A 3,521-nucleotide genomic window follows, 5' to 3' on the forward strand; every position below is an offset into this window, starting at 1 on the left:
CCGGGCGTATGGGTCTGCAGCCTGGCCGTGGCCGCGGCGTGGGGCAGCGTCCTGCTGATGGGCGTGAGTGATCCGCTGGGCGGCATCAATACGCTGTTTCCGCTGTTCGGTATTGCCAACCAACTGCTCGCGGCTATCGCGCTGACCGTCGTAACCGTGGTGGTCATCAAGAAGGGCCTATTGAGGTGGGCGTGGATTCCCGGGATTCCGCTGGTGTGGGACCTGGCGGTCACGCTGACCGCATCGTGGCAGAAAATCTTCTCCGCAGACCCAGCCGTCGGCTACTGGACACAGCACTATAAGTACTTGGCGGCCAAACAAGCAGGCAAGACGGCGTTCGGTTCGGCGAAGAACACCCATCAGATCGACGAGGTCATCAGGAATACCTTCATTCAGGGCACCCTGTCGATTCTCTTCGCGTTGGTTGTCGTCATCGTGTTGATCGTTGGAGTAATCGTCGCGCTCAGGGCAATTCGCGGCGGCGGCAGGCCGTTGACCGAGGATCAGCCGGTGCCGTCGAGACTGTTCGCGCCGTCGGGTCTTATTCCCACCGCCGCGGAGCGAGAGTTGCAAAGACAATGGGAGCCGCTGACGTCGGCTGGTCACCCAGGGCGCCACGCCGGATGAAGACGCGGTGCCGAAGTGCCCGGCATCCTCCTAAGATCATGCGGAATGAGGGTCGGCATCGACTTTGGCACCACCCACACTGTCGTTGCGGCCGTCGACAGGGGCAATTATCCGGTCGTCTCCTTCGACGGCCTGGATGCATGGCCTTCGATCATCGCCGCCAACACCGCCGGAGAGCTGCGGTTCGGTTTCGACGCCGCCGCCGTCCGCCACAAGCCGGGATGGTCGGTGCTGCGATCGTTCAAACGCCTTCTCAACGAGGCGGGGCCGCAGACCGAGGTGAGTCTGGCCGGCCACAATTACCGCCTGGCCGACCTTCTCACCGGCTTTCTGGCTGCGCTGAAAAGCGACCTGCAGCGTCATTCGAACGCCAGCGTCGTGCCGGGCGAGACCATCGAGACTGCGATCAGCGTGCCGGCCAACGCGTCCAGCGCCCAGCGCCTCCTGACACTGGATGCCTTCGTGGCCGCGGGTTTCCACGTCGTCGCGCTGCTGAACGAGCCGTCAGCCGCCAGCCTCGAATATTCCCATCGGTACCGCTCCACCATCACCGCCAAGCGCGAGTACGTCCTCATCTACGACCTCGGCGGTGGCACGTTCGACGCGTCGCTGCTCAAGATGACCGGGCACGCGAACGAAGTCGTCATCAGCGAGGGCATCCAACGTCTCGGCGGTGATGACTTCGACGAGGCGATCGTCGACCTCGTCGTCACCCGGTCGAACCTGCAGAACGATCCCGCCACGCGCGACCTGCTGAGAGAGGAGTGCGCCGTTCGCAAGGAGGCCGTCGGTCCGCAGACGCGCCGCTTCCTGGTGGACCTCGCGGTGGTCGACGGCGTTGACCGGCCCCCGTTCTCCTGCGGTATCGACGACGTCTACTCCGTGTGTGCACCGCTCGTCGACAGGACAATCGAGCTCCTGCAGCGCGTCTTGCACGATCCGACTCGAAGCGGCAAGGACAAGGGCGTGGCGTGGTCCGAGTTGGCCGGGATCTACGTGGTGGGTGGGGCCGGGGGCTTCCCGCTGGTCTGGCGGATGCTGCGCACGACCTTCGGCGAGAAGCGGGTGAAGCGCTCACCGCACCCGTTTGCGGCGACGGCCATCGGTCTGGCGGTCTTCCTCGACAAGGAGGCCGGTTTCGCTTTGTCCGAACGCTTTTCGCGGCACTTCGGGGTTTTCCGCGAGGCCCAAGCCGGCACCGACGTGGTCTTCGACCCGATCGTGCTCAAGGACGCCTCGCTCCCGGCCGACGGGCACACCCCGCTGGTGGTGAGGCGGACATACCGAGCGGCGCACAACATCGGACGCTTCCGGTTCGTGGAGTGCAGCCGCCTCGTCAACGGCCGTCCGGACGGGGACGTGACGCCCTACGACCCGGTCCTCTTCCCCTTCGACCCGGCCCTGCACGACCGGGAGGACCTCGGGCGCCAGCCGGTTGGCCGGTGGAACGACGGACCGGACGTCGAGGAGCGCTACGTCATCGCCCCCAGCGGCGCGGTGGAAGTGACGCTGACGACGCACCCGACCGGCTTCGAACGCACCTTCCGCCTGGAACGGTGTGCTTGTCCGACTTCGTGAGTCAGCCCCGCCATGCAGCCGACATCACCAGGGGCGAGCCGGCCGCATCCTCATTCGATGGCGTCAGCGTAGATGTCTAAGAGCCGGAACCTTGTCGCATCGAGATGCTCTCCAAGAACCGCGATGACACGCTTCTGCATCTCGTACCCGAGTTCGTGATCCCTTTCGCACTTCTCGCGCAGGCACTTGCCATCGAAGACGATGGCTCGCGTCATTTCAGCCGCCCGCGCATCGAACCGCCAGTTGTACGGCGGCACCAACCACGACCATCCGAGGACATCCCCGTCTCCGAGCGTCTGCACCGTCACGCCGCCGCGGCCGGGAACCGGCGTTTCGAGCGCGATCCTGCCGGTGCGAATGAGGTAGAAATGGTCGGCCCGGTGGCCTTCACGGAAGATCAACTCACCGGCGTTGAAGCGCACGTTTGCCGCACACCCGACCGCCAACTGCAGATAACGCGGGTCCATCCCACTGAAGAACGGATGCCCGGCCAGAACGCCTTCTAGCGTCCTCACTGACTGTTCCCTTCACCGGTACCTAATGCCTGAGATGGACGATAGTTGACTTCGAGGCGTTTGTCTGCGATCCGGAAAAGCGACTGCGGGTTGGGACCAAAGCTGGGGCGCCGCGGCGCGCGGTTTCTCGGCAGCACAACGACGTTGACTACCCTGAGCCGCATTTTGCTCATGCCACGAGGCCGGCGGCTTCTTCCAACCGCGTCAGGGCGGGCTCGATCGCGTCTGCGAGTTCGTCGATATCGTCGGCGACCTCCGGGGTGCTGACAAAGCCGAAATCGATCGATCCGCGGTAGCTGAAGCAGGTGACGTTCAGTCCCACCTCCATCGTCAGGGGCCCGATGGGCATCAGGCTTTCGACCACCGCGCCAGCCATATAAATGGGGAAGTCGGGTCCGGGGACGTTAGATATCACCAGGTTTATCGGTGCGACGCGCCCGCCGAGATGGCTTGCGGTGTATGCCCGGACGGCCAAGGCAAGCAAGCCCGGCGGCGTCGTATCGGTCAGGCCCATGATCTGATGAGCGGTGAGGGCCTTGGCCATCTCCTTAGCGCCTTGAGAATTGCGGTAAATCGCTTTCACCCGCTCTGCCACATCGGCCACATTGGTTGCCAGGCCCATCGTCATCGAGGCGATCTGGTTGCCGGCCTTCGAGTTGTCGCGGTGGGTCGATACCGGAATCTGGGCGATCAGCGGCCGATCCGGAAGTTCCCCCCGGTCCTCCAGGTAGCCGCGGATCGCGCCCGAAACCATTGCCATGACAACGTCATTCAGCTTCACACCGAAAGCCTGTTTGACGG

At 64.3% G+C, this 3,521-nt stretch carries 4 protein-coding genes; 2 read left to right on the forward strand and 2 right to left on the reverse strand.

Features of this window, described 5'->3' with window-relative positions:
- Both ACLP4W_RS29285 and ACLP4W_RS29290 read left to right on the forward strand, forming a co-directional pair.
- Nucleotides 1-627 (forward strand): carbon starvation CstA family protein (locus tag ACLP4W_RS29285; protein ID WP_442390968.1); only part of this gene is annotated, 627 nt, incomplete at its 5' end.
- 45 nt (nucleotides 628-672) lie between these two features.
- On the forward strand, nucleotides 673-2,205 hold the full coding sequence (locus ACLP4W_RS29290; protein WP_442390970.1) for an Hsp70 family protein: 1,533 nt from the start codon (nucleotides 673-675) through the stop codon (nucleotides 2,203-2,205).
- A 50-nt stretch (nucleotides 2,206-2,255) separates the two neighbouring features.
- Here ACLP4W_RS29290 and ACLP4W_RS29295 read toward each other — a convergent pair whose 3' ends face one another.
- Both ACLP4W_RS29295 and ACLP4W_RS29300 read right to left on the reverse strand, forming a co-directional pair.
- Complete coding sequence (locus ACLP4W_RS29295) at nucleotides 2,256-2,720, reverse strand: cyclic nucleotide-binding domain-containing protein (RefSeq protein WP_442390972.1); 465 nt, start codon at nucleotides 2,718-2,720, stop codon at nucleotides 2,256-2,258.
- Between the two features lie 169 nt (nucleotides 2,721-2,889).
- On the reverse strand, nucleotides 2,890-3,521 hold a 632-nt coding region (locus ACLP4W_RS29300; protein ID WP_442390974.1), incomplete at its 5' end, for a WS/DGAT domain-containing protein.

The organism is Mycobacterium sp. (assembly GCF_052145595.1).
Lineage (GTDB): Bacteria > Actinomycetota > Actinomycetes > Mycobacteriales > Mycobacteriaceae > Mycobacterium.

What these genes read in the sequence shown, in the direction of transcription:
- ACLP4W_RS29290 (WP_442390970.1), top strand. Translation starts at nt 673, where the DNA reads ATGAGGGTCGGCATCGACTTTGGCACCACCCACACTGTCGTTGCGGCC.